Genomic DNA, 24,995 nt, shown 5'->3' with positions numbered 1-24,995 from the left:
AAAGTCAATCAACTAGAAACAGAAATCCCCGCAGGGACGTTCATTCGTATCCCCCTTGCTCAACGTCAACCTGGTCAATCCAAGTTATCTATTCCAGGAGAAGATGGGTATATGATGCACCAAGATTTACAATTATCGAAAATTGGATTACCCTTTGATCCACGCACTTTTCATCAATTTAATGTAGAACAAGGAGAACCTCAAATGAGAACACCACCAATTACATCAGGAAATAGTAAGAGTGAAACTCATCAAACGAGGATACCGCCAACTCCAACAGGAATGTTTAAAAAAATAAAGAATATGGCGGATCGTTTTCATAAGAACCCATGGACATTTGGTAAAGGTCGAGATCGCAGCTGAAAATCAATTATTTAACCATATTAACAAAGAATATTTTCTATCCAAATTCGTCCAAGAGTACTCCCGCTTCTACAAGCGGTGAGGTGAATGGGACGTGGTTCGGTATCCCTTTAGAACCACTTTTTTTGTTAGAATAGTTGTAGCTCTTTGAAAACTGAAGATATGGGGTTGTTGCTGGAAAGGGTCAGTAACGTAAAATCTTCAACCACCCAGCTCACCGAAGTTGCGAAAACCAAGCGAAAGTAGGGAGCATAGCAGAGCATATTTTGTTTTCACCGCTGGGACGGCGGGTAGAGCCTGCTAAGATAACTGGACGTTGGTCTGGTGTTCGCAGGAATCTACCACCTCTGTAGGTGGTAGTAGTTCAATTGTGAGTTTGGATGTGTCCATGTATTCGCTTAACTATCCCCGTTTCCTGCCAAGTGATCCCATATTGATCTTTCACTTGTCCATAAGCTGGACTAAAGAAGGTCATTGTGGTGTGTCAATATAGCCATGACACACCGACATATCTGACGCACCACCCAGTCACGGCAGCTCAACGCTGAGGGAAAATCCATCGGGGAACCGCCATGGATCGCTTGCAACGTCTCAGGAGACATATATCCATTTTATTTTAAAAGCAAGGCGAAAGCCATTTTGCTAATTCCAGCTTTTTTTAGCCTATAATATTTTCTTTCGCTAATCGTTAACTGATTACAAACACCTTTCACAGACATTTTCACAGGCCAATAGGTCAATTCAATCACCTCTTTCTCCTCAGCCGTTAACACGGAGAGAGCCCCCTCAATTTGATCAACAATTCGCTGTTTAGCTGCTCTTCTCATGACAATTTGTTCGGTAGTAGACTCTTTACTTCCTCCATCTACCCGTTCTCTCAATGGAGGAACCAGGAGTGATTCGCAATGTTGCGAAAGTGCTTGTTTATAGATTGGATAGAGTTCTAACATCTGTTCAACTTTGCGACGCCACAATGGCTTTTTATAGTGAAATTGATTTTGCAAGACACTCATCTCTGATCACTCCTTCATTTATTTTTAAGTAGCTCCTTTAGAGTGGATAGTGGCATACACACCAACCATTCCTCATGATCTGCTTTTAGTGCTAACGCATCCTTACTCCCTTTGAGCCATCCATTCAATAACCGAAAACCACCTCGTTGAGTCTTAACCCCCCAGTGTAATCCTAATGCCTTCACATCTTCATCAAATTTTCCACCCGTTGTTCCATTCAAACTTGTTCCGCCAATTAAGCTTGCAAAATCAAGTTCTCGATGATTAGCTATATCTGGCTGAATTCCCCTCTCCACGTTCTCTAATTTCTTTCCATCAGTCATTGCTTTGTTTTTCCTCGTCATTCTCCATTCTTGAATTCGTTTCGCCTTATTGCATATTCGCCTACCATCTTGAAGTCATTTAAAAATGATGCCATATAACTTTATCCTTGATCCAAAAGGTAGACCAAGCCAACCGCACACCCCAAAATACCCATCGTTAGAATGAGCCACCGACCGATTAATTCCATCCATTCCATCATCATGATGTCCACCCTTCTCATTTTCTTATCTCTTCAATCTTTGCTTTGACTGCATGAATCAGCGCTTTTTGATTCATTGACTTTTGCAACAACACTTTCATAACGACTTCATCCATCGTGCCTTGTGTAACCAAATGATGGACGATAACTCTCTCAGTCTGCCCTTGTCGATACAATCGAGCATTTGTTTGCTCATACAGCTCTATGCTCCATGGTAGTCCAAACCACACAATTTGGTTTCCTCCTATTTGTAAGTTCAATCCATGTCCAGAGCTTGCTGGATGGGCGAGGAGCAACGGAAGTTGACCCGTATTCCAATCGTCTAAATCAAACCAAGCTACCAATGAACTACGCGAGGATGCAACAGCTATGAGACCTCTTTTATGGCTTTCTTACTTACTTTCATCGGTACGATGGTAACTTTAACAGGAATTGCATTTACCGTTTATAATTTCTTCCAGGTAAGCAAAGTACGAGATTCTGTAGACCAAGGAATCCAAGATGGAATTAACAAAATGGGGGCAGAGTACGAGCAAAAGATTGAAACGAAGTACTTAGAGCGTTTAATTGAAGTGGAGAAATTCAGTTATTCTTCAACGATAGTAATACAGAAATTGTTACTTGTTATGGAAGCAACTAGAAAACAAGAACAGCAGAAATTAAAACAAGATGGTAGGAAAGAACTGAAGCAGCTAGATTTTTTATTCCATTCATTAATCAGTTTTTATATACACCAAAACTATATCCATAGTATTTTTTATTTTGAAAAATTCATGGAAGCAAACCCTTCCTGGATTCCTGCACTAAGAGTGAGTTTGTTTTATTTATATGTGAATGCTGAAGTTATAAATGAAAACATTGATAAATTTATGGAATTAGCAAGACAAGGTTCTTTCTGCTATCCTGCATATTTAAATAAGATTAGACAATTCCTGAACAGTGACCAGTTCGCCGAAATAGAATTGAGAGATCAAAATTATTATCTTACGGCTTGGGAGAGAGATATGATTGAGCAAAGTTATATATTTTGGGAAGACTTATTCGAAAAACCAACTAGTACTCCACTATCCTTTAAGGACATAAAAATAAAGCATTGGGAGAAATTTGAATTCTAAAGTACATAAGTAAGTTAATCTATAGTGTTGAAACTTTTTCTAGGTTGGATCTACACATAAACAAAACCAGCACATTTTATAATGGCTGGTTTTATCTATTGATGGAACTAAAAAGTCATTCATAAAGGGGGAAATTGTTACAATCCTCTTTGTCAATGTAAAACTTGACTCCACATTTTTTGTACTCTTACCATACTTTCTTAATCTTCTTGACTCATCTTAAATCAACGTTTTGGAACCATCTCTTTCCCTACTCTTATAATCTCATTCCAATTTTTATTATACTTTGTTAATAGTTTTTGATATCTCAAAGGTTGATCATTTTTGTTAAAATCCCGCTCAAACATGTGAAATTCTGAGTTTTCACCACTCAATCGTAAAACCTTATGCCAAAATCTCATCGCTTGCTCTATCTCATCCCTATCACGCTCTGAACATTGGACGATTAACCAATGGGATCCTTCAAATTCCTCGGAACTTTCAGCTAAAATCCAAGTATGTTCATCTTCTTCACGTCTCACACAATATAAATCCATATAAAATCCTTCGTAATAAAAAAGCAAATTTAAAATTCGATGCATGGTTCCAATTGTCCAATAGATATAATCAAGATCGATAGAGAGTTCAAACTGATAGTACTTCATTTCTTAGATCCCCATTTCTCATAGAGATTATCCAAACTTATTTTTGATAAATGTAATAAAAGTGGGAGTTTGCTTTCTGGATCATTGATCTTGTTTTTTGGAACTGCATCTTCACCTGTAAAATAATTTAATTGCAGTTCAATACAGCCGATTCGATCCCAATATTCCACAGAATGACGAACCTTTTCCTGATACTTCTCTTCACATCTAACAATCACATCCGTAATCGAATCAGAATTATGATAATCCAAGAGGACAAAGTTATTCCGATTCACGCCATCATAAAACATATTTAATTCACCTGGCGAATTGAACCTTCTGACATCAAAGTGAAAGCCAAAAATGGAACATAGATCAGTACCAACATTCTCGATAAAGAGAACAGGCAGCCAAAATTCATATTGATACACTTTCATCTCATACACCTCTTTTTATTAGAGCTTGTGATTTAATCACAAGCTCTAATTCAAATTCTATAATTCACTAAGACGATTAAATTCACTAATGCCTATTTGATCATTTGAATGGACAATTATACGTATATTTTTAAACATTTGTTTGAATTGCATGACCACTCCCTGACAACTTACACACACTGGTCGTTCACTAAATAGACGTACAGTTCCAGTTGCATCAGGATTGTTTACTAACTTATTAGCTAGGTGGGCAAAAATCCGAAGCTCACTATCATTGGTTCTAACCATACTGTTATATGCTTCTACTTCACCTTTGTCATTAACTTTTAATACCTTGAAACCATGAGTAGAAGGTGTGTGAAGCCATCCGGGTGGAATATATTCAGGTTTCACTCTTGAGGTTGCTTTCAGCAATGTATCATCGATCTCTTGAATCTGAAAACGAAAGTATGAGAGAGAGAAACTTAATTTATAGAGGAAGTAATTTTATTGAATTATTGAGTAATTCATCTCAAAGGTAACACTTTTTTGGCTTCTTTTGCTACCTCATTCCATGTTTTCTTGTACTTTTTAAGTAGCATATGAGGATTTTCACCTTCCGATATTCCAGGTTCTAAAATCTCATACACATAAAATTGTGGTGAAAAATGATTTATTTTTAGATTTTCTCGCAAAAAATCCACTGTTTTTTTCATTCGAACGAAGTCTTGCTCAGAACACTGGACAATGATCCAATTGTCATCGACTAATTCCTCAGATCCTTCTGCAAGAATCCACGTATGCGGATCTGTATCTCGATAAATAACATATAAATCATGATCAATCCGATCATAGTCTATTTCAACATTAAGCACTCGATGCAGCGGTCCTAATGCACCTATCACATGATCTACAGGAACTGTCAATTCAAATCGATAATACTTCATTCACTTTTCCTGCACATTTCAAATAAAAAATCTAATTTCAGGTCTGAACGATCTAACAAAATATTCAGTGCACTATCTGGATCATCAAATACATTAAGAGGTATATAATCTTCCTCTCTTTTATACTGGTAATCGTATTGCTTTCTAGTAATTCGTTCCCAATATTCAATACTATTTCGCACTTCTTGATGATATTCTTTCTCACAACGAACAACAATAAAACGGACATGATCAGGGGTGAACTCATCAACGAGTACAAAATTATTCTCATTTACACCATCATAAATCATATAAAATTTTTCACCGTTTTTATAAGTCCCTCGTTCCCACATTTCGCCCCGATAGTCAAAGTAAAATCGAAGATCCAAAATCGAACATAAATCAGCTATAATTTCATCAAAAAAATCATCATATGTATACATTTCATATTCATATAATTTCAAGTTGATACACCTCAAATTAGTTCATAATTCTAAACCTATATGTACATATAATTAAATAATAAAATATAGCCCATCACATTATTTAGATAATGAGCTATGCTTAAAAAATTAATCGAATTTTGGTGGGAAGTAATTTAACCTTTTAGGATCTGGAAATCCTAAGTGCTCATTACTATATACTATTATTTTGATTCTATCCCCAAACATATTTTTGAATTGTTGCATAGTATTCGTGCAACCTATACATGGATTTCTTTCTGTGAAAAGATGGATTGTCCCATTTGCTTGAGGTTTATCAATCAACTTGTTTGCCAAATTTTCTATTCGGGTGACCTGGTCCATTTATCAGACCCTTACCACAACCTGTAGAACGTTAAAACCATGTTTTTCCGGTAACTCAACTGTTTGCAACATCCACTTACTTTCCACGTAATACATGGGCGATTTTTGATACCATTCATCCGGTTTATTTGGGTAAACTTTCTATTACTCCCTCTCCCAAATTGCAAAAATACCGCCCATTCCATCTTGTGCAATAACCAAAGTTTTCTTATCTGAAAGAAAGTAAAATTCTTCTGTAGTTAAATTCGGGGCGATTACTTCAAAATCGAGTGGCATGCAAAAATGTCCTTCAGTTTTGGATCTAATGCAATTCTTTCATATAATCTTGGAAGATTCATATTTATATCACTCCTCTCTTTAACTAATTGCATCTATACGTATACCATTGAGAACACATAATTTAATAGTCATACATATCAAACATAATCTCCGCTTGAATAACACTCATAAAGTCGATTAATCGTTGGTTTAAATAGATAGACGAGCATCTGTTATTTTCAATTTCTATTTAAGCAAATCAACCCCAATAGAGAGAAACTCTTTTGGGGTTGTATAAAATGCTTATAAAGGATTATCAAACTTCCATTCATTATCGAAATTTGAAAAATCATCAATGTACTTAGATACTTCTTTTTCCAGTTCATTAAGGCTTTGAATATTATTAATAAAAATTGCATCATAAAGCTCCTCTTCCGAGACATCCAAATCATTCTCTATATACTTGGTTTCGATTTCATATTTCCGAAATAAAAACCTTACATTACTTTTATCAGCATTTAAAAATTTACTCATCTTTCCATTAGGCACATATGCTTTTATTTTAATAAAAGCTCTACGTTTTTTAGAAGTAGATTTAATCTCTATTGAAAGAGCGTTACCTGTAAGCAGTTTATTTATTTGGATTAAATCAAACTTTTTCATGTAGACCTACCTCTCCCAAAAAATACGAATAATCTTTTCTCCATCTGGATGTATTTGCAAATGAGGTATCTTAGCATGAGGATTGTTCTTGTCATGGTTTAACAAATATCCATCTTTTCCAAATTTATCATCCCAATGATACATATTTTCACCTTTAAAAAAACTCTTAGCTTCAGTTGATCCCATACCTGTAGAGTTTTTGTATCCTTTTCCTTGATAGACTCTGAGAAATAATTCCTCTGCTTGACTACGATTTTTAACAGTAACTTCCTTTTCACCTTTATTTAGTTTACTTGCGGCAGACTTAACTTGGTTAGATGACCATGGAATACATGAATTATGCGTCCAAATGTGCAAATTCGACACATAGTACGAATGGTAATCTCTTACCTTAAAGTTATAGACAAAGGTTTGTTGTTTCTTAACGATAACTTGATCTACTTTCACCAGTTTCCCATCATCATCTTCCAACAACATGCCTGGTTTGAGGTCTTCTACGGCAACCCAGCCAAAGCCTTTGACCCAGAAGGGGTGTTCTTCGGTGGTGTGGATGATGGTTTTACCAATGTGAACGTCATATACTTTATGAACGGTCTTTTTAAATAGCCATTCGACTTCTTTGTAGGCTTGTTTACCGGTTTTGTCGTCTTTGGCAAGGACGCGGTCACCGACTTTAATCTCTTCTATGGGCTTGTCACCTTTGTCTGTTTTGACAATGGTTCCTGCGGTAAAGCATTTACATGCTTTTACTACACTGGTTGCTTTGGTACCCATTTTAATCGCGGCTGCTCCGCCTCCGACGAGAAGGAGCCCTGCTACACCCATCCAACGGGGGGTATCTTCTCCTGATATCGCATCATAACCAGTAATGGCAACCCCGATATCATTTAGTTCACTGACAACAGGGGCAAATCCTGCTGCGATAGCAACTCCTTTTCTTTCAGTAGACCCAGGTGTTATGGCTTTTTTGACTGCCTTTTTCACTGATTTTGCTGTATTCTTTATGGTCCGAGAGACGGTCTTCTTTGCCCTAGATAACGATCGTTTAATCTTTCTAACTGCCGTTCGGACGTGTTTCTTTGTTTTCCTCACAATCCGCGAGATGATTTTCTTTGCCCTTTGCAATTCATTGGATGGAAACTCGATTTGGTCGTACTACACTTCCAGGAGATCCAAAACGAAAAGAAATGACAAGCACTGTAGGAGCGATTGGTCCAATGCAATTTATGGATCTCACTTGGATTGGCTGGGATTGGAGAAAAGATCATCCCAATGTTGCCACAACATTAGGAGATATTCCAGATTCTTTTATGGCTTCACTCACCAATCCAGAGGAAATCAAAAAATACAATGGATCTGGTATAGATGGAAATCAGGATGGCATTGCTGATCCATGGAACGAAATCGATGCGATTCATGCAGCAGCTAACTACATCGCTATACATGGTGGAGCACAAGGAGATTATCAAAAGGCAATTCTTGCCTATAACAAAAGCCAAGCATACTTGCAAAAGGTTTTAGCAAAAGTAAAGCAGTTTCGACAACCGTCTACTCAACAAATCACTGGTGAGAGTTATATCTGGCCTGTCCCAACATTAACTAAAATCACTTCGAACTTTGGCAATCGAAACCATCCCCTGTCCCGAAAGATGAAACAACATCAAGGAATTGACATTGCGGGACCAGGAGCCAGAGGTCAATCTTGCTATGCTGCAAACGCAGGAACCGTTATGGTGAAACAAGATCCAGGTGGATATGGCAACTATATTCTCATTGATCATGGGAATGGATACTCAACACTATATGGGCATCTCGATAGTGTCCTTGTTCAAAGCGGTCAAAAAGTAAATCGTGGACAACTGATTGGAAATGTAGGACAAACGGGTGGCGTAACAGGACCGCATCTTCATTTTGAAATCCGCTATCAGGGTACTCCTCAGGACCCTTTGAAATGGATTCGACCATCTTAATTAAATATTAATGAATCGAACAATAAAACAAACCAGCCCCGTTTCTCTTTGCAGTGGCTGGTTCATTTCTATTATGGAACTAAAGAGCCATTCATAAAGGAGGAAGCCTAAAAGTCCTTTATATTAGATGGAAATATGTTACCAAGATCAATAATAACATGGGATTCCAGCTCCAAATGCATATAGATTAAAGTTATCAATATCGATGTAGATTCCTTTGTTCACTGTTGAATTCTCATAGTCTGTTTTTCATATTATTTTTTAGGTATGTCCTCAAATCCTCCTAGTTTTACATGTTCATCTAATTTCCCTTTACTAAACCTTTCATATCGGAATTTATTATGTAAACAAATATGCAAATTCAATACATTGAAATAACGCAGACTTTATGTTCTTGGAATTTTGATTCCTTACTTCGTTCTCGGTGAAAGTTTGACTTCGGTACCAATTACTTTTACATCTTCGGTAGGATTTCTATTATTTTGTAACTCTAATATATTTTATCTGACATATAAATCATCTCCTTTATTCATTAGCTTTTAATGTCTTCAAACGGTTTGGACATAAAAACACGACAGTTTAATGACGTATCGGAGGTAAATAAAATTAGACTTAATATATGGAATAGTATTTTAAATCAAAGTATAATTAAGGTGTCATTCGTACCAGCTCCTCATGGCGGTGGTGATAAGGATGAATGACAATAAATCTGTTGTGACTTGGAATGACGTATTGCAAGTTATCAATATATTAGTAGCCGTATTCTTTAGCACCATTGCTACTATTTTGGGTTTATTGTCGTATTTAAAATAACCGCATAGGGGGTCTTTTCATAATATTTCTTTAACAATATAAACATTATATTCATACCAAAAAATAAAACCAATATTTAATAGGGGTATTATTATGAAAAATACTAATGTTACAATATTTTTGTTTATTATACTGGCGTTCGGTTGTTCGGCATTCAATACACCTCAAAAAACACCAGTAACACTGATTTTGGTTGACGAAAATAATCGACTATTGCAAAATGCATCTCTAAGCATTAATCCTACTCATAATCGTGATGATAATGGCAACTTAATTTTCAAACTTGCTATTGGTATGGAAACATCAAATGGTGTTTATCAGGAATACTTAACCCCTACCACCTATAGAGTTACAGTGGGCATTAAATCTGGATTAGTGATAGACAAAACTATTAAAGTGACTAGTAAGTCTAAACAATTCATTTTAAAAAGAAATATATTTAATAAAAAACCACCCATCAAATAGCGTTGATTTAGATAAAAGAAGTCCTTTAAAGGACCTCTACTTCTTAGAAACTGTAAAACTATTGAAGTCAGCAATGTTAGCAATAATAATAAATCGTTCCAAGTAACCCCTGCGTAGTTCACTTGTTGCATTCCTTCTACTCGAGACAACCAAAAACGAACATCATTGAAATTCAACTATTCTCAAAGTTCCCAAAGAGCTTGTGCTATTACTCTATGTTCGTCATGGGATTTCTATTATTTTGTAACTCTAATTTATTTTCATCTGACATATAAACATCTCCTTTACTCATTAGCTTTTAATGTCTTCAAACGGTTTGGACATAAAAAACACGATAGTTTAACGATGTATCAGAGGTCTTATTTTTATCTCTTTGCACGCAGAAGAACCGTGTCTCCCTTACTCTTACTTACGAGTAGGTATGACACGGATTTCTCTGTCTGCGTTGCAGATCCCGCGCTACCTCCTATCGTACCTGCCGACGAGGAAGCAGCCGAGCCCGAGTAGGATTGTGGGTACGACCTTAGTCAGAATGAATAGGATCGGATAGTTTTTCGCAATGAGTACATGCACAATCGCCATCCAGAACCCATCCGATGTAACGCACACTTTCCTCCAGGTAACGGGTGGCTTTGTTGTGTCCACTTAGGTCCCAATAGGGCTTCACTAACATGGACATATCGGTTGTTACTAATATTTAATCACATAAATACATTTTAAGAAATTAGGAATTTTATTTTCTATCCAAATTCGTCCAAGAGTACTCCCGCTTCTACAAGCGGTGAGGTGAATGGGACGTGGTTTCGGTATCCCTTTTGCGGGGATGCTTAGAACCACTTTTTTTGTTAGAATAGTTGTAGCTCTTTGAAAACTGAAGATATGGGGTTGTTGCTGGAAAGGGTCAGTAACGTAAAATCTTCAACCACCCAGCTCACCGAAGTTGCGAAAACCAAGCGAAAGTAGGGAGCATAGCAGAGCATACTTTGTTTTCACCGCTGGGACGGCGGGTAGAGCCTGCTAAGATAACTGGACGTTGGTCTGGTGTTCGCAGGAATCTACCACCTCTGTAGGTGGTAGTAGTTCAAACAACTCTATATTTTGTGGAGGTAAAGATTCCCAATTTCTAACAGGAAAAACATGATGCTTACAATCTGGATGAAAGATTTCTTTAAATCCATAAGCTCTTAACTTCATGTAATACCTAATGTTGAAATTCCTTTATATGAGGTTTATTTCTTGTACTTGCCCGAATAGCCATTCTGTATAATCCAGCTTCTGACACTAATAATATATTTCGGCCTTGTGTAACACCTTTTGAGCTGGTACGCCAAGTTTGCGTAGTAGCTTTTCATCATTCTCAAAGGCTTTAGTTGCGGTGGTATGATCTTTGACCCCTATTAAATTTGTCGCATCTTTAGTTATAAACCAAAATTCGTCATTCTCATCAACTATAGCAGGTAATTTTAATCCCTTAAAATCAACTTCAGAAACAACTCCATAAGAAATAAGCCCACCTAATGGGAGGACTGGGAACCTTATAACGTTGGGGCATGAATCCAACGCAGATGGGCTTTGTATTTGATCGTTCATTTTCACCATACATAGGCATTTGAAAAACCATTACGCATCTAAAAATAGGAATAAAAAAGGGCATGCGTATAAACGCACACCTTTACTTAAATCTTTTATTTGGATCAATTGTTTTATATCGGTATACCCATTCCCCAAATCCACGATTATCCTATTACTTTTTAAATCCACTGCTGATTATTTTTAAGACGCTCACTCAAGGTAATGTGTTGATATGGATTTGCTAACCATCTTCTAGATAATGTTTTATTTTCTTTAAACACAGTCATCAATTCCTCTCTCTAATGCTTGTCTTATGCTATTCTAATCTCAGGTAGCCAATTGTCCATTCTCTCACAAAAAGGAACTCTCTTAAAGGCTACTGTTTTATAAGGTAAAACAGATTCGTCATACGAAAAGATCAGGATCATCCGTGGAACTCTTCTGGATTTTCATCGTACTAATCATCTTGATCATCCTTGCCAACAACTAACACAACCACAACAAACCACCAAAGCCCCGATAAGGGGTGGAGGTGGTCTTCTAATTTTATTCTTACTATATATTGTGCAGTTAGAAGCACAAAAAGGGTCATGATTTTGGTAACTCTTCTTTTTTTCATCCTAGTGCGTATTTTCATTGACATTAAAAAAATGAGTATGCTTTCATTTATTTAACGCAACATCCGATTAGCCCAATTCAGAAATTGTTTGGGCAAGCAACCTGTAGGAGGAAATGTGGAACTCACAACCAAATTCTATACGGCAGTTCTGATTATTCATAGTATGTTGGTGATGAAGAACATACGCGCCCTAGTACGTCGAAGAAAAGAAGGAAAATTACTCATAGAAAAGGGACGAAACGACGAACTAAGCTCCGAACAATCGAAGGACCTGTTCAATCAGCTCAAAGACAACGCGTCGCTAAAACGGAGGTCAATGATAATTCTCGTCCTAAACTGCGTGGTATGGACAATCTGGTGCGCCAAGTTGGCGATAGCCACCTACAGGAACCTAATAGGGCTATAAAAGAAAAAGAAAGAAAAGCAGTCACAGCAACATTCGATTAGCCTATTCAGAACCCTGGTTAGGCCAGCAACCGTTCGATACACATCGAAAGGAAAGAAATGGAACTTCTCGACATCATCGGTTTCAGTCTCTACGGCTCCTTGGTTGGAGGAATCCTCGGATACTTCGTCAAGCAGCGGGGACATCGTCTAGTTCTAGAAATGGGATTCATTACTGCTCTAGGCACCGCAGGTGGATGCGGCGGTGCCATTCTAGGTATAAAACTATGGGGGACAGGCGAAAATCGTCGGTGTACCCGTAGGTGTGGCTGTTGGAGCCAGCATCGGAGTCGTCATCGTTGTTCTCGTCACTAAGTGGCTAGAGGACAAGTCAGACTGACTCCCCAGAAGAAACCGACAAGAAGGAACGTCCAAAAGCAGTCGCCCTCCGCAAGTTCGAGGGATGGGCTGCTTTTTGGTGTTGAAATAAACTTTTAAGACACCCAGAAAACCTGAGTGTCTTAGCTTATAAATAGAGTAATTATTAAATGTATACTTCCTCCACACTATCAATTTGTATAAAAAAAGTGGTAAAGTAACCATGGATCTACAAGAAACATTTTTCGGCAAAAGCTATGGTCAAATAATAAATTGCTTTGGGATTCAATAGCAAATCTCCCATCAAAGTTCATGAATCACAACAAAAAAGATTAACCATTGATATTGGATAAGCTTTTTCTGATCAATTACTTCGTGATTCGTTTTCCACCATAATAATGCTGTTTATAATATCCGTTGGTAAGATCGCTAAGCGTTACTTGCCCTTTTACAGAAGAAGCATGGATAAACTTTCCGTTTCCAATGTAGATACCTACATGGCTTATTCCTTTTTTGCAATTACAGCGATAAGTATTTTTAAAGAATACAAGGTCCCCTCGTTTTAAATCCTTTGGATCGGTAATGTTCTTTCCTTTGGTAATCACGTATTGATCATCCGCTAGTATCGGGAAATTGTTAATACCACGATACTTCTTCATTGCCCATTTGATAAAAGAAGCACAATCTAATTTTCCAGTTCGATCGGCATTGGGGGTTGTACGACCACCAAATACATATTTGATTTTTCCATTATCCGTATATTTCTCTTTTAAATCAGATGAATCTTTTTTTGAAAAAGTGTTCCCTTTTTTCTTCTTTGGTTTATCCTGATTTGGTGGCTGATTCTCTTGTTCGCTTGTTGTTCCATTTTCATCTTGGACTACATAGACATCTTGATTTTTATTGTCAGTTATAATGATTGTGCCAGGATTTAATGGTGTCATGCTGGATGGTTTGTTGTCCTGTTGTCCATTAAGCTGGACGATGCTTGGCTGATCCGGATTCAATACCGTATCAAGCGATTTACCATTTGATAAATAGTATGGATCAGTACTATTTTCATTTTCATAGGTTAATGTATAGCCATCGGTTGATTGATCTGTAGGGGAATTGACATTATTGAGAGCCGCAAAGACAGAAATAGGCCACAACATTGCAACCATTGAAAATAGAGCAATCTTCTTTTTCATACTATCCACCTTCTCTAATACACATATAAAAGTTTCAATATATAAATTCAGTCTGTTGATTAACCAGTAAATGGATCGACATTTGGTCGAGATGATTCGCAACGCAACGTGATGCTAGAAGATCGAAAGAGGAGAATCGAAGAATGCTTGGAACAGCTAACGGATTTCCGTTTCCCCACTTGGATGGTAGCTCATCCTGCAAACAAGAGAAATCGACTGACGTTACTGTACATTTCAACGATTAAAGGAATGGAACGGGCACATGCCCCTCGCCGTGCATGGCGAGGGGCATGTGCTCAGTGTCCTGCTCAGCTGGGGTTGTTGTACCAGCGGTCGGGGTCGAGCAGGCAGCCGTGCCCGAAGTGATCGAACTGGGGACCGCGGACCTCGACGACCACGATGGTCTGGCCAGCCTTCGTCATCTCGTCGAGCATGATCCGCGCCTTCCACCTCGTGTAGCGCTCCATCCACCTCGGGATGGAGATCATCAGCAAGATGATCAGGGCGATCCCGATGATGATCCACATCATGTAGTTGACCACGAGCCCGATCGACTCCATCACGCCGCGGGTCCCCTCGAAGAGGTTGTAGACGAGCGAACCGAGAGCAGTGGTGGTGAGGAGCGTGACCTCGTAGCGGTTCATGTATCGCCACAGCTTCTTCGGGGTCTCGTTGTTCTTCTGCGACCAGCGCATCCGCGAGTAGCAGAGGAAGGTGAGCATGCCCACCATCAGGACGAGGATGAACCACGAAGCGACCGCGTAGGACAGACCGAGCGCGATCACGAACAGCATGCCGAGGGACACGATCGGTCGCCTGATGAACGCGTAGACGATCAATCCGACCAGTCCGACCAGCATCAGGAAGAGTTGCACACCGGCGAGAATGTAGCGGATGTTCTGAACCATGTTCGCCGTGCTTTCGAAGATTGCCGGGATGGTCAGGCCGAGGACAGCACCCGCCACATAGGCGAAGTTGTAGGCGATCAAGTTGAACCGCCTGTGCACATCGAGCTTGACCTTCTCCATCTTCTCCCCGAGAGGGAACTTCCTCCTACGGTACATGAAGAAGTTGTACCCGATCTCGGCGATCCAGAGGCCGACGAAGCCGATCACCAGCCAGTAGGTGGAGCTTCCCGCGAAGCCGATCACTGCTCCGATGGCAATCGCGAAGAGGTTCCGCAGCTGCTTAAAAAACAACAGGATGTTGAGCAGGACCTGCCCCATCTGGGACCGGAAACCCTTGATGCGGAGCAAAGTAGCCTCCGTTTCTGTGATTGGCGCCAGCGACGCTTCGACGGTTGTCTTTTCGGCAGCATCGAGCAGATGCCCGTCAGTAGGGTACTGTACCTTGCACTGATTCTGCCATTTCTTAATTTATACTTTAGCATAATTAAATGATTTCATCCACATGGGAATATTTTGTTTAATAGAGAATGTTAATTATATACATCTAGCTAGGCACAGGTCTGTTGATTTACCAAAATCAGTATAAACACCTCTTCCAGATCTCATTTGAAGAAACTCCCATATGGCCAATCGCCACTCAGAAGGAAGTTGTCCAAGCCAGAGTTTCCGTGTGAAATCAAGGGTTGAGAGTTTTCGAAGATGTTGAGTGAGCATCTTTTGCGAAGCTTTTGATATGAGCTTTTCTAAATCTCGAATCTGAGTTGATAATAGTTTTGCTTTTTTATTTATCACGTTTGCGATCCTCATAGGTCTTTATTACTGGATTTCAGGAAGATTTGCGTCTTATTTTTCCCTTGATCATCGTTAGGAAACTTCTTACCTTTGGGATAACATAAGACTTAAAAATACGAAAATGAGCTGATTTTATTTTAATAATGATAATATCATCGTTACAGAATTATCTATAAATGAGCGCTCTGGACGGGATTTCATTAACACTGTAAGTCCGATTAATGAAACAACTAGTGTCTGTGCTACCTTTTTAGGATTTAGACTGCTTTCGAGCTCTCCTGACTTAATACCTTCTGCAATCGTTTCTTGAAATATGACCGAAAGATACAACTGGTGTTCCCTAGTAAGGATTTCAAATTTCTCATCGTGAGGAGCAAGTTCTACCATTGTATTAATACAAAAACATCCCTTACTCGGACTTTCTTTATATTCCTCTTCCACCAATTCTTCAAAAAATGTGCGAAATGCTTTCTTTACAGACTGATTGTTTTGAAGTTTTTTTCGAATGCTGGAAGAATGTAGTTTTACATATTTGCGCAAGGCGGCTTCAAACAATTCCTCTTTGTCACCGAAAGCTGAGTATAAACTTGGTCGTTGTATCCCCATTTTGCTTGTCAAATCGCTTAACGAGGTAGCCTTATACCCCTTTTCCCAAAAAAGCCGCATAGCATCATCTAATGCTCTTTCCTCATCAAATTCACGTTGTCGAACCATTATGATTTGCTCCCCCTCTGATCAATTTTCCTAAATCAACTCATATGCATTCTCTTTTAATACCGATCAGTATATTATACATCTTATTTTATTAAGGTAGACTTGTCAAATCAAGAGGATTTTTCAAAAAAGAAATTGAGTAACCTTAAAAAAACTTGACATTATACCTTTATGTTGACTATATTCATTTAGAATCATTATTTACCATTCGGTATATTATACTATATGGTACAGTGAAGGGATGTAAATCATGAATGTTAAAGAAAAAACTAAAACGATTGATAAACATCACGACAGTCAGTTACAATCACGCTCCAGTGCAACTATGTCTCGCTATATGGCATTATTATTCGCAACAGCCTGCGGGATGGCTGTTGCGAATATATACTTCGCTCACCCGCTACTTGATGCTCTATCGAGTGAATTCAAAATTAATCACTCAACCATTGGCATTGTTATTACCATCACTCAGGTCTGTTATGCACTGGGATTACTCCTATTAGTTCCACTTGGTGATTTATTGAATCAACGACGACTAATTATTGGTCAAATGCTCATATCTGTAGTTGCTCTAGTTGTTATAGGTATCGCTCCCTCAAGCATCATATTTTTTATAGGTATGGCTACAGTAGGAATTTTTGCCACTGTTACACAAACGCTCGTCGCATACGCATCCACATTGTCTACTCCAACAGAGCGTGGGCGAATAGTAGGTTTCGTTACAAGCGGAGTCGTAATAGGGCTCCTTCTTGCGAGAACATTTGCTGGCGTATTGACAGACCTGGGGGGGTGGCGTTCAGTTTATCTTACCTCTGCTGCACTCATGCTCTTGATAGTTGGTTTATTATATCGAAAATTGCCTAACTTAGATCACAAGCGAACGACTATGTCCTATCCAAAATTGTTGCGTTCTGTTTTTTTGTTATTCGTACAAGAAAAGATCTTACGTATCCGCGGAGTATTGGCACTCCTAATCTTTACTTCCTTTAGTATTCTATGGACTTCATTGGTACTGCCTCTTAGTGATTCACCTTACTATCTCTCACATACCGCTATTGGAGCATTTGGCTTCGCTGGTGTGGCTGGAGCAATCGCTGCTACTAGAGCTGGGCGCTTGGCCGACCGAGGACTAGGACAACGAACAACCGGAATAGCTCTAGCTTTATTATTAATATCATGGTCCCTAATCAGCTTGATTGATCACTCCCTGTTAGCATTAGCTATTGGCATTATCCTTCTTGACCTCGCTGTGCAAGCCGTACATGTCACCAACCAAAGTATGATTTTTACAGTGCGTTCAGAAGCGAGAAGTCGACTTACTGCTGCTTACATGATTTTTTATTCTATTGGCAGTGCAACAGGTTCAATTGCTTCAACCAGTATTTACACAATTTTTGGATGGAACGGAGTATGTCTATTAGGTGCATCAGTTAGTGCTTTCGCTTTTTTGTTTTGGGCACTTACATCCCGTTTGACTAAGCAAAGGAAATAGGAATATTTATAGTTTTTGTAGAAAATTGATTCATCACATGTACAGGGTTTTCCATACGTACAAAAGGAAATGGATTATAATAAACAAAAAAGTCACCTACGATAACCTAGATGAGTATCCTATATCAATACTCTTTAAACGGAGGAATCGGATGTGGGTTACTTTGTAAATGTTGAGCCGGATATAAATTTATATGTGGAAGATCTCAATCCCAGTGGAAATAAGACCATTGTGTTTTTACATGGTTGGCCATTTAGTCATAAGCAATTTGAATATCAATTTAATGTTCTTCCTTCCATGGGCTATCGTTGTGTAGGAATAGACTGGAGAGGATTTGGCGATTCGGATAAACCAATAGATGGTTACAATTTTGACCGATTAGCTGATGATGTACGTGCTGTAGTGGATACACTTAAATTAGACCCTTTTACATTGCTTGGTCATTCCACAGGTGGAGCTATCGCGGTTCGCTATGCAGCCCGTCACCATAACCATCAACTATCCAAACTTGTCCTGGTTGACGCTGCAGCTCCCAAAGGCTTTACAAAAGAAACAGCTAAAAGACTCCTAGCTGGAACATTCAATGATCGACCCAAGATGATTCGAGATGTCATCGATACTTTTTTCTTTCAGTATGTAACCACCCCATTCTCAGATTGGTTTTTCCAATTAGGTTTACAAGCGGCAAGCTGGTCGACAGCTGCAATCATCATTTTGCTACGAGATGAAAACCTTGATGCAGACCTACCCAAAATAGGTGCCCCTACTTTAATCATTCATGGCATTCATGATCAAGTTATTCCGTTTAATCAAGCGAAAGAGCTACATCAAAAAATAAGACATTCACACATCGCGCCATTTCGATACAGTGGTCATGCTGCTTTTTGGGAAGAACGTGACAAATTTAATCACCTTCTAATAAATTGAAGAAGAATGCAATTAGATAAGCGTTTTCACCATTATAAAATCAGTTTGTTTTTCATCTCCCATATAAAAAGAATGAGTTCCATTTTCTACAAAACCCATTTTTTTATAAAACTTGATTGCACCCTCATTTTTTTCCCATACACCTAACCAAACCAGCTTTTTATTCTGAGCTTTTGCGATTTCAATTCCTCTATTTATTAGGTATTTTCCAAGTCCTTGCCCTTGAAATTTATTCCTTATATAAATTCTCTCAATTTCCAGTGCATCATTCTCAATACGCTCAGTCTGGGCTATATCGACATTAACCTTTAAATATCCAGCCAGTTCCTCATTCACATATATAAAAAAGAAGGTTGAAGAAACATTTAATAATTCCTTTTCCAACTGTTTCAAATTAAATGCTTTCTGTAAATAGGCTTCCATATTTTCAGGTGTATTTAGATGCTGAAATGTATCTTTAAATGTTTCATAACCTATATCTTGAAGAGTTTTTAAATCTTCAAGTGTACACTTTTTGAACGTTGTTTTCATTTCAATACTTGTCTCCTTTTTTTCAGTAAAGGGATTGCTAAGAGCAACCATTTTTTTGTATAATCGAACGCATGAGCGGTGCTCATCCTGCTTGTAGCAGGCTTTGTTCCTGTGTACGTGATGGTATGAGGTTCAAGCGGCGAACCCCTCTCTCCCGCTTGGTAAAACCATAAGAGTGAGTGATGGAACTGAAACTAGCGTACTGGTAACAGGTACGCCGCCCATGTAGATACATGCAACAGAAATTGTAGAACTGCATGGGATGGGCTGATGGGACAGCCCTAGCTTGGGAGTTGCACGAAGCAGAAATGAATGGAGTGCGCAAACTACCCAAGAATCCCACGCTTTTAAGCGTGTGGAGTCTCAAACCTTTAAGATTTCTTTCTAAAATTTACTTTATAAGATAGGCAATTTCCCCTTCATCCTCACTTTTAGATTACCCGAGTTGAGAAATCACAAGTTTTATTCAATCAACCGAGTGGTTTTGACTCAACTTTGCCTTATTCCAGTCCCTCCACTGATCCAATCAAATTCAGTGTAGCAGTCCAAGCATTTTATGTATACATTGAAAATCTAGCCTAGTAAGTTCTAGGCTTTTTCAACTCAATTAGCACGATTATTATACAAATTTTGCAAGGGAAATATAGTGGCTCTATCATCGACCGAATATAAATAATACTTCTGTTTTCATGTTGACTAAATTGATATAATTACTATTTTCATTAAATAAAGGGTGATTTATTATAAAGTAAAAAACTAATATTCAGAGCAACCTCTGATTCAACAAGCTACTTCACTCCTCATTAACTTTGTTAACATCACAATATTTGTTTTATTTCACATTTTAAAATCAATCTGTTAAGTGTAAAATACTGAGTATATAGATTAGAAGGGTTGATCAAAATCACGAAAATGAAACTATCATTTACCAAAAAATATTATTGGTACATCGGAATCGCCATTCTTGTTCTGATTTTTCTCTCTACCACCATTATCGAACCAGGTTACAAAGGATTAGTATTTAGCCTAAATGGTGGTGTGAAAAAAGACGTTCTTGATCAAGGATTAAACTTCCATGCCCCAAGTCCATTTAACAAAATCACCCAATATCCTGTCTCAACAGAAACCGTTTATTTAACACAAGGCAAAGAAAAAGATGAGAACGATGATGATCAATCTTTTGATGTAAACACAGCAGATGGTAAATCAGTCAATGTAGATATTGTTTACTCATATCACATGAATGAACAGAAGCTATCACACATCTTCACCAAATTCCGCAGAAAAACCCACAAAGAAATTGAACAATCATACATAAAAACACAAATTAAGACGATTACTCAAGAAGTTACAACAAAATATTCTGTACTAGGTGTCTATACTGAACAACGCGCGAAAGTCACAAAAGAGATTTTCAAAAACCTCTCCGCAACATTAAGTAAAGACGGAATCATTCTCGAAAACTTTGCTTTGTCCGATGTACGACCTGATGAAAAAACTCTTAAATCTTTGCAAGCAATTGCTGATGCACAAAACCGACAAGAATTTTTAAAACGTGAAGAAAAAAATAAACAACAAGAAGCTATTAATAACAAGATTGAAGCTGAAGGCAAAAAACAAGTATCAATCATTGAAGCTGAAGGAAAAGCTGAAGCCAACGCAAAGCTAAACTCTTCATTAAACCCTCAATTGATTCAGTATGAATGGATTAAAAGATGGAATGGTAAACTCCCATCTGTTCAAGGCTCAGGAAATTTAGTGCAAATTCCACCAATCACTGAAACCAAATAGCCATAACTAGAAATCTAACAACTCACTCTGGAGTGATTTATATGAGAATTGGAGATCGACTATTTGGTTCCATACAATCAGAATTGGAACAACTAAAGACCCAATTAGAATTAAGACCAACCTCTTTAGATGAATTTGAACAGTATAAAGACGTGAAAGTCAAACAAATAGTAAAAGTTATTGATGGTGATACGATAAGAGTAATGTTAGAAGACCATACACAAGTACGTATCAGATTACTCATGATCGATACACCCGAATTAAGACCCGGAGGTCAACAACTTTATGCAATGAATGCAATGAATTTCGTCAAAACAAAATTAAGACAAGGGAAAGAGATAACAATCCGAAGAGATGAACAGATGTGGGATCACTATCATCGGCTTTTAGTGTATCTATATATTGATGGCGAACTCATTCAAGAAAGTCTATTAAAAGCTGGTTTAGCTAGAACTTGTGATTTGAATGGCAAAAATAATGAAATGGTAAAACGATTTATTCTCTGGGAATCAGAAGCCGCTCAATCAAGGAAAAAAATTTGGGGAATAAATGGTTACGTTTTACCTAGTCGAGGCTTCAATGATGAAATGAAGAAAAAAAATCGACGTGGGAAACGAGGAAAGAAAAAATCAAGTCAAACGAATTGGTAGTTATATAGCTACATATGCGAGAGCTGTAAACGCCTTTATAAGCAGCAAAAGATTTCGAACATGATCCATGGTTATATGCGGATGTTTTGGAGATGAAATTACAAATATATTTTCGATATGAACGAAAACAAAAACTAGTCACCCCTATATACGCTGATCGACTCTTCAGAAAACAACCATCGATTGCACATCTCCGATTGTTAAAACTGGCCTTGCTACCTAATTAGTTTAGAGAAAGTACAAAAGGTCATTAGACTTTTTGTACTTTTTACTATCAATTTATCATTTTATGATATAAACTTCTATTTCATTCCGGTTGATTGATCATTTGGTATGCTGTAATTTCCAACTTTGACCAAATTTCTTTCCGTATCGCTCCATGAAGATTTACTTCATCCATTGACTCTCTCATACAATCTAGCCATGCATCGGCAGATTCTTTGGTAACAGGAAAATGAAGGTGTTTGGATTTTAGCTTCTTTTGTCCAAAAGCTTCTGAATAGATTGCAGGTCCACCTAAAAACTCAGTGAGAAAAAGGAATTGTTTATCTGGCTTGAAATCCTCAGGAAACAAATGACTAAGAGAATGATGTACCTTTACTTTGTTGTAAAAAATATTGACTAACTCTCTTAATTTACTTTCACCTCCCATTTGTTCATATAGAGAGATTCCCTTGTTCATTTTCATCATTCCTTTAATTGTGGTTTGGAAAGAAATTTAGTTATGTCTGTTAATAAGGAAAGTGAACAATAAATTAAAATATAGGATTATACAAACAATATTATATTAAACTCATTTTATTTTCAATTAAATTCAATCTCTCTATCATACTTTTATGATTCATTTCAAGGAAATAAAAAAAGTGATAATATTCTTATTTAAATCCATACCTATAAATATATTGAGTAGATCTTCACAACGCACTCCCCCGTTCTGAAGGATGTGAAGGCACTGTCATCAGGATCAAATCTCGCCCTGTTAGCCGCGTGCTGTGGTGTCGACTAAATTCATTTTGATTGGGATGATAGATTATGCTGGTAATGTGGAGATGTTTGCTTTAAACTCCATAAAAATCCTCCAACCCACACAAGCAGAGCTAAACCTTCTATAGCTATATACATATTGACACTCCACACGCTTGAAAGGCGTGGGATTCTTGAGTCGTTAGCGTCCGCAATCCTTTTCCGTTTTGGACAACGCTCAAGTTCAGGGGTGTGCCATCACCCCATCCCATGCAGTTAGAATGTACCTGCATGGGCGGCGCACCTATTACCAGTACGCTAGGTTGCTAAACCCGAGATTGCCTTCCCTACATTAATGGCTCCGTTGAGATCAGCATGACAGGTGTGCCCACACTCTTTACATCGAAACTTGAGACCATTTCGATTTGCTTTGGCTTGATGTCCATTTTTACAAGTTTGACTCGTATACTCTGGATTCACTAACTCAAAACGAATCCCCACCATCTCAGCCTTGTACTGAATAAACTCTTTGAGTTGGTAGAATGACCATGAATGTAGATTTCTGCCTGGATCCGTTTTCTTTGACTTGGCAGTATTGCGAATATCCGTCAAATCTTCCATGCGAATCACTCCAACACCGTTAGAGATTGCATGATTGACGATTTGACGACTGATTTTATGATTTTGATCTTTCATCCAACGGGATTCTTTGTCTTGGGATTTTTTGATCGCTTGTCGTTTTTTTGCTTGTCCTAGCTTCCTTCTTCTCGATGCATATCGTCTACGAGAAGAAGCAACATGAGAACCTTTAAAAAAGATAGATTTCGTTCCAATACTAGCAACAGCTAGATAACGAAGACCTAAGTCAATGCCCATGATTTTCTCATCTTGAGTCGATTCCACATTCCAAGTGATTGGAATCGCAAAATACCATTTCTTTTTCTTTTGATAGAGCTTTCCAGCTCCTTGTTTAACGGTTCCGTTGATGATTTTGTTCAACCATGCAACTTGGAACGACTTCGCTACCACTGGAACGCCTACACGCTTTTCAAGCGTGGGAAAAGAAACTGTGTAGAATGCACAATTTTTTTCTATTTTCAAGTTTTGATTATTGAAACAACACCATATCTTGCGGAAAGTCCTTGCATTTTGATTTTTCTTTTGAGACTTTACTTCACGAATGGTTTGATTCACAACAGCTGATGGAAAGTTTTCATTGGAAAATTCCTTAAAGATCTTGCTTGTTGCTTGATTGATTGGTGGATGCAAAAGAAGCCAGTTCGCAAATTCGGTATTCATTTCCGTCATTTTTTGATACATGACTTGTTTTGCTAATGTTGGCTTATGTAGCTCTATGCGTAGTGTGATCGTTGACATCTGCTCACCCCCTTTTTTTCTGTGCTTCGACATAACGCTTCATGGTATCACTGGATACTTTCCCTGCTGTGCTGACAAAAAAAGAACGTGTCCAAAGGCTTGACAGATGAGACAAATGCTGAAATTCTTGTCTCAGTCGTCTGGAAGTCACTCCTTTCACTCTTGCCATCACATCCGATGGAGAATCAGTGGGAAGACAATTCAAGAACAAATGACAATGATCAGGCATTACTTCCATCTCTACGATGATCCAATCATTCGCTTGACAAATCTCTGCCACTAACTGCTTGAATCGTTCTTCTACTTGGTTTACGAGTACCTTTCTTCGGTAGCGTGGGCAAAAAACAAAATGATAGTTGATGAGAGATACAGTCGTTTGAGTTCTTCTATATTCTTGTTCCATAGTTCAATTGTATCAGTTTGATTTATCCAATGCAACATCCAAGTACGAAAAATTGTTGCTCTAAGCATCCACAGAAGGGGAAATGAATCTTATACCTTCTTGCAAGATGTTAGTAGCAGCGTTAATGTCCCTGTCATGTTCTATATGACATTCAGGGCATTCCCACTTTCTAAGGTTCAGGTTTTTCACTTCTTTGTTTCTGTAGCCACAGCAAGAACACAATTGGCTGGATGGGAAGGTTTTCCCTACTTTCACAATGGTTCTTCCGAACCATTCCGCCTTGTATTCCAACATGGTTACAAATTCTGACCAAGAAGCATCTGTGATGGATTTAGCTAAGTTATGGTTTT

The 24,995-nt window shown here is 38.1% G+C and carries 32 protein-coding genes; 10 read left to right on the top strand and 22 right to left on the bottom strand.

All coding sequences use genetic code 11. The features are described 5' to 3' along the window. On the top strand, window positions 1–363 hold a 363-nt coding region (locus BUB71_RS19820; RefSeq protein WP_175552425.1), incomplete at its 5' end, for a hypothetical protein. A 611-nt stretch (window positions 364–974) separates the two neighbouring features. Here BUB71_RS19820 and BUB71_RS18420 read toward each other — a convergent pair. The 3 genes from BUB71_RS18420 to BUB71_RS18410 form a co-directional block, all read right to left on the bottom strand. Next, entirely contained in the window at window positions 975–1,376 is a 402-nt protein-coding gene (locus BUB71_RS18420; RefSeq protein WP_073158615.1) for a DUF1492 domain-containing protein, read from the bottom strand. Between the two features lie 14 nt (window positions 1,377–1,390). Continuing rightward, the gene (locus BUB71_RS18415) at window positions 1,391–1,720 is read right to left on the bottom strand and encodes a hypothetical protein (protein ID WP_245815728.1); all 330 of its coding nucleotides are present in this window, start codon (window positions 1,718–1,720) and stop codon (window positions 1,391–1,393) included. Between the two features lie 196 nt (window positions 1,721–1,916). Next, a complete protein-coding gene (locus BUB71_RS18410) occupies window positions 1,917–2,243 on the bottom strand; it encodes a DEAD/DEAH box helicase (RefSeq protein ID WP_175552424.1) in 327 nt (108 codons plus the stop codon). 39 nt (window positions 2,244–2,282) lie between these two features. Between BUB71_RS18410 and BUB71_RS18405 the strand changes: the two genes are divergently transcribed. Then, window positions 2,283–3,014, top strand: coding sequence for a hypothetical protein (locus BUB71_RS18405; RefSeq protein WP_073158612.1), 732 nt, complete (start codon window positions 2,283–2,285; stop codon window positions 3,012–3,014). 224 nt (window positions 3,015–3,238) lie between these two features. Here the strand turns inward: BUB71_RS18405 and BUB71_RS18400 are convergent, their stop codons facing one another. The 9 genes from BUB71_RS18400 to BUB71_RS18365 form a co-directional block, all read right to left on the bottom strand. Further along, entirely contained in the window at window positions 3,239–3,658 is a 420-nt protein-coding gene (locus tag BUB71_RS18400; protein WP_073158602.1) for a hypothetical protein, read from the bottom strand. Continuing rightward, the gene (locus BUB71_RS18395; RefSeq protein ID WP_073158599.1) at window positions 3,655–4,074 is read right to left on the bottom strand and encodes a hypothetical protein; all 420 of its coding nucleotides are present in this window, start codon (window positions 4,072–4,074) and stop codon (window positions 3,655–3,657) included. The genes BUB71_RS18400 and BUB71_RS18395 overlap by 4 nt, the downstream gene beginning before the upstream one ends. A gap of 57 nt (window positions 4,075–4,131) precedes the next feature. Continuing rightward, on the bottom strand, window positions 4,132–4,500 hold the full coding sequence (locus BUB71_RS18390; protein ID WP_281248231.1) for a deaminase domain-containing protein: 369 nt from the start codon (window positions 4,498–4,500) through the stop codon (window positions 4,132–4,134). 80 nt (window positions 4,501–4,580) lie between these two features. Beyond that, a complete protein-coding gene (locus BUB71_RS18385; RefSeq protein WP_073158595.1) occupies window positions 4,581–5,000 on the bottom strand; it encodes a hypothetical protein in 420 nt (139 codons plus the stop codon). Then, window positions 4,997–5,443 carry a hypothetical protein gene (locus tag BUB71_RS18380; protein ID WP_073158593.1) on the bottom strand — a complete coding sequence of 149 codons (447 nt, stop codon included), beginning with the start codon at window positions 5,441–5,443 and terminating at the stop codon, window positions 4,997–4,999. The genes BUB71_RS18385 and BUB71_RS18380 overlap by 4 nt, the downstream gene beginning before the upstream one ends. 108 nt (window positions 5,444–5,551) lie before the next feature. Then, window positions 5,552–5,785 (bottom strand): deaminase domain-containing protein, encoded by a 234-nt coding sequence (locus tag BUB71_RS20465; protein WP_073158591.1) that lies wholly within the window; start codon window positions 5,783–5,785, stop codon window positions 5,552–5,554. A gap of 144 nt (window positions 5,786–5,929) precedes the next feature. Continuing rightward, window positions 5,930–6,061, bottom strand: coding sequence for a hypothetical protein (locus BUB71_RS20285; RefSeq protein ID WP_281248230.1), 132 nt, complete (start codon window positions 6,059–6,061; stop codon window positions 5,930–5,932). Window positions 6,062–6,346: 285 nt separating this feature from the next. Then, entirely contained in the window at window positions 6,347–6,706 is a 360-nt protein-coding gene (locus BUB71_RS18370) for a hypothetical protein (protein WP_073158588.1), read from the bottom strand. 6 nt (window positions 6,707–6,712) lie between these two features. Further along, window positions 6,713–7,690, bottom strand: coding sequence for a polymorphic toxin-type HINT domain-containing protein (locus tag BUB71_RS18365; RefSeq protein WP_139279198.1), 978 nt, complete (start codon window positions 7,688–7,690; stop codon window positions 6,713–6,715). Between the two features lie 128 nt (window positions 7,691–7,818). On the opposite strand from BUB71_RS18365, the gene BUB71_RS18360 reads away from it, so the two are divergent. Both BUB71_RS18360 and BUB71_RS18355 read left to right on the top strand, forming a co-directional pair. After that, window positions 7,819–8,676, top strand: a complete 858-nt coding sequence (locus BUB71_RS18360; RefSeq protein ID WP_073158582.1) for a peptidoglycan DD-metalloendopeptidase family protein — start codon at window positions 7,819–7,821, stop codon at window positions 8,674–8,676. A 906-nt stretch (window positions 8,677–9,582) separates the two neighbouring features. After that, on the top strand, window positions 9,583–9,954 hold the full coding sequence (locus BUB71_RS18355) for a hypothetical protein (RefSeq protein WP_073158579.1): 372 nt from the start codon (window positions 9,583–9,585) through the stop codon (window positions 9,952–9,954). Between the two features lie 1,281 nt (window positions 9,955–11,235). Here BUB71_RS18355 and BUB71_RS18350 read toward each other — a convergent pair. After that, entirely contained in the window at window positions 11,236–11,544 is a 309-nt protein-coding gene (locus BUB71_RS18350; RefSeq protein ID WP_073158578.1) for a BRO-N domain-containing protein, read from the bottom strand. 439 nt (window positions 11,545–11,983) lie between these two features. Beyond that, window positions 11,984–12,118 (bottom strand): hypothetical protein, encoded by a 135-nt coding sequence (locus BUB71_RS20280; RefSeq protein WP_281248229.1) that lies wholly within the window; start codon window positions 12,116–12,118, stop codon window positions 11,984–11,986. 531 nt (window positions 12,119–12,649) lie between these two features. Here BUB71_RS20280 and BUB71_RS19295 point away from each other — a divergent pair. Continuing rightward, window positions 12,650–12,904 carry a hypothetical protein gene (locus BUB71_RS19295; protein WP_139279197.1) on the top strand — a complete coding sequence of 85 codons (255 nt, stop codon included), beginning with the start codon at window positions 12,650–12,652 and terminating at the stop codon, window positions 12,902–12,904. Between the two features lie 371 nt (window positions 12,905–13,275). Here BUB71_RS19295 and BUB71_RS18340 read toward each other — a convergent pair whose 3' ends face one another. The 3 genes from BUB71_RS18340 to BUB71_RS18325 form a co-directional block, all read right to left on the bottom strand. Then, window positions 13,276–14,097, bottom strand: a complete 822-nt coding sequence (locus BUB71_RS18340) for a C40 family peptidase (protein WP_073158574.1) — start codon at window positions 14,095–14,097, stop codon at window positions 13,276–13,278. 308 nt (window positions 14,098–14,405) lie between these two features. Then, window positions 14,406–15,353, bottom strand: a complete 948-nt coding sequence (locus tag BUB71_RS19290; protein WP_139279196.1) for a hypothetical protein — start codon at window positions 15,351–15,353, stop codon at window positions 14,406–14,408. A 576-nt stretch (window positions 15,354–15,929) separates the two neighbouring features. Continuing rightward, window positions 15,930–16,511, bottom strand: coding sequence for a TetR/AcrR family transcriptional regulator (locus BUB71_RS18325; protein WP_073158569.1), 582 nt, complete (start codon window positions 16,509–16,511; stop codon window positions 15,930–15,932). Between the two features lie 250 nt (window positions 16,512–16,761). Between BUB71_RS18325 and BUB71_RS18320 the strand changes: the two genes are divergently transcribed. Together BUB71_RS18320 and BUB71_RS18315 are read left to right on the top strand one after the other, a co-directional pair. Continuing rightward, complete coding sequence (locus BUB71_RS18320) at window positions 16,762–18,003, top strand: MFS transporter (RefSeq protein ID WP_073158568.1); 1,242 nt, start codon at window positions 16,762–16,764, stop codon at window positions 18,001–18,003. Between the two features lie 153 nt (window positions 18,004–18,156). After that, entirely contained in the window at window positions 18,157–18,930 is a 774-nt protein-coding gene (locus BUB71_RS18315; protein ID WP_073158567.1) for an alpha/beta fold hydrolase, read from the top strand. Between the two features lie 12 nt (window positions 18,931–18,942). Here BUB71_RS18315 and paiA read toward each other — a convergent pair whose 3' ends face one another. Further along, window positions 18,943–19,461: a spermidine/spermine N(1)-acetyltransferase gene (gene paiA, locus BUB71_RS18310; RefSeq protein WP_073158618.1), complete on the bottom strand. Its 519-nt coding sequence runs from the start codon at window positions 19,459–19,461 to the stop codon at window positions 18,943–18,945. A 912-nt stretch (window positions 19,462–20,373) separates the two neighbouring features. Between paiA and BUB71_RS18305 the strand changes: the two genes are divergently transcribed. From BUB71_RS18305 to BUB71_RS20275, 3 genes are all read left to right on the top strand, one after another. Then, on the top strand, window positions 20,374–21,252 hold the full coding sequence (locus BUB71_RS18305) for a prohibitin family protein (protein WP_139279195.1): 879 nt from the start codon (window positions 20,374–20,376) through the stop codon (window positions 21,250–21,252). Window positions 21,253–21,293: 41 nt separating this feature from the next. Further along, window positions 21,294–21,902, top strand: a complete 609-nt coding sequence (locus BUB71_RS18300) for a thermonuclease family protein (RefSeq protein ID WP_073158565.1) — start codon at window positions 21,294–21,296, stop codon at window positions 21,900–21,902. Window positions 21,903–21,994: 92 nt separating this feature from the next. Beyond that, entirely contained in the window at window positions 21,995–22,129 is a 135-nt protein-coding gene (locus BUB71_RS20275) for a hypothetical protein (protein WP_281248228.1), read from the top strand. 80 nt (window positions 22,130–22,209) lie between these two features. Here BUB71_RS20275 and BUB71_RS18295 read toward each other — a convergent pair whose 3' ends face one another. The 4 genes from BUB71_RS18295 to BUB71_RS18280 form a co-directional block, all read right to left on the bottom strand. After that, on the bottom strand, window positions 22,210–22,584 hold the full coding sequence (locus BUB71_RS18295; protein WP_073158564.1) for a globin domain-containing protein: 375 nt from the start codon (window positions 22,582–22,584) through the stop codon (window positions 22,210–22,212). 599 nt (window positions 22,585–23,183) lie between these two features. Next, on the bottom strand, window positions 23,184–24,242 hold the full coding sequence (locus tag BUB71_RS18290; RefSeq protein WP_073158563.1) for an RNA-guided endonuclease TnpB family protein: 1,059 nt from the start codon (window positions 24,240–24,242) through the stop codon (window positions 23,184–23,186). Window positions 24,243–24,246: 4 nt separating this feature from the next. Continuing rightward, on the bottom strand, window positions 24,247–24,645 hold the full coding sequence (tnpA, locus tag BUB71_RS18285; RefSeq protein ID WP_073158560.1) for an IS200/IS605 family transposase: 399 nt from the start codon (window positions 24,643–24,645) through the stop codon (window positions 24,247–24,249). A gap of 60 nt (window positions 24,646–24,705) precedes the next feature. After that, a partial coding sequence (locus BUB71_RS18280) for an RNA-guided endonuclease TnpB family protein (protein ID WP_139279194.1) occupies window positions 24,706–24,995 on the bottom strand: 290 nt, incomplete at its 5' end.

This window comes from Seinonella peptonophila (assembly GCF_900129355.1).
In the GTDB taxonomy this organism is placed as follows: domain Bacteria; phylum Bacillota; class Bacilli; order Thermoactinomycetales; family Thermoactinomycetaceae; genus Seinonella; species Seinonella peptonophila.
This window is presented reverse-complemented; position numbering and strand designations above follow the sequence as displayed.